This is a genomic window from Acetobacter sp. DsW_059 (assembly GCF_002153695.1).
GTDB classification, from domain to species: Bacteria; Pseudomonadota; Alphaproteobacteria; order Acetobacterales; family Acetobacteraceae; genus Acetobacter; species Acetobacter thailandicus.
In genome coordinates, this window is the sequence record NZ_JOPI01000022.1 from 1 (window position 1) to 712 (window position 712).

A 712-nucleotide genomic window follows, 5' to 3' on the forward strand; every position below is an offset into this window, starting at 1 on the left:
AGACAGTTTTCAATGAGCTGAGCACGCTGAACACCTCAGTTCAGAATGGCGACAGCATCACAGAGACAGCCGTTGCTGCAGCGCAGACTGACCTCGCATCCTTCACGGCCTGCTGGAGTGGCGTGAAAACAGGAACAACACCGGCGGAATGCACCGCCCTTGCAGGGAGCAAATAATCATGGACGCAGCAGCAATCAGTGCGATTCTTGGCGTAGCAGGAACTGTTTTCGAGCTGGCAGAGAAATACGGGCCGGAGATTTACGAGACGGTGATCAGCGCGATCAATCAGACCAAATCAGGCACCGGTCCGACCACGGCAGAGCTTGAAGCAATCTTTGCTAAATGCAAAGCCGATAACGAAGCCATTCAGAGTGCGTAACAGGGGGTAAACAATCATGCCAGATAAGGATCGTTACTCAAATTTCCTAAGTGCCCTCACAGATTTATGTAACCAGCATGGCGTTGGTATTACTGAAAACGCTGTATTGTTTCTCATGGAAAGAGAAGACTACGACAGCGTTTACAGACTGACAGAGCAGGGCAGCCTTACGACTTAATCTTATATTTCATACTAACCAGACAAGGCAGTTATTCGGATTTTCCGAATAACTGAATCCTTACCTGCAGAACTGGCTACTAAGGAAATAATGCCTGACTTTGAACTTGGCATGATAGTCGGTGGTGGCGGGGTAACTCTCGCCATCACCTTGCT

General features: G+C 49.0%; 2 protein-coding genes. Both read left to right on the forward strand.

Features of this window, described 5'->3' with window-relative positions; all coding sequences use genetic code 11:
• Positions 1-178 precede the first annotated feature (178 nt).
• Positions 179-379: a hypothetical protein gene (locus HK25_RS05590; protein ID WP_086555360.1), complete on the forward strand. Its 201-nt coding sequence runs from the start codon at positions 179-181 to the stop codon at positions 377-379.
• 16 nt (positions 380-395) lie between these two features.
• The gene (locus HK25_RS12940) at positions 396-557 is read left to right on the forward strand and encodes a hypothetical protein (RefSeq protein ID WP_158092921.1); all 162 of its coding nucleotides are present in this window, start codon (positions 396-398) and stop codon (positions 555-557) included.
• Positions 558-712: the final 155 nt, after the last annotated feature.